The organism is Bacillus sp. SIMBA_031, assembly GCF_046535225.1.
In the GTDB taxonomy this organism is placed as follows: domain Bacteria; phylum Bacillota; class Bacilli; order Bacillales; family Bacillaceae; genus Bacillus; species Bacillus velezensis.
In genome coordinates this window covers 1-259 of the sequence record NZ_JAWRXC010000402.1, presented here as the reverse complement: position 1 = coordinate 259, position 259 = coordinate 1, and the positions used below count along the sequence as shown (strand labels likewise).

Genomic DNA, 259 nt, shown 5'->3' with positions numbered 1-259 from the left:
CCAGTAGTGTTTGCCGAAGTCTCCGAAAATCCGCGAGACTTTTCAGCGTGATACATCCGAATGAAAGTCCGGCCCCGCTAGCGGGATGTAATCGAAAATTGCCGCGTCTTACACCGCTTAAGTTCGCCAATTAGTTTTATCTAAAATCCGGTGGCATCCATGCAATTCTGCGCAGTTGTTCAAACAATTAAGAAGGCGCGATCAATCGCACCTTCTTTCGTTACGGATGCCTATCTTAGTCGGTTATTCCACTCACACG

At 47.5% G+C, this 259-nt stretch carries 1 protein-coding gene; it reads right to left on the bottom strand.

The window, feature by feature from the left end; genetic code table 11:
* On the bottom strand, nucleotides 1-130 hold a 130-nt coding region (locus tag SB724_RS20790), incomplete at its 3' end, for a tlde1 domain-containing protein (protein ID WP_410572838.1).
* Nucleotides 131-259 lie beyond the last annotated feature (129 nt).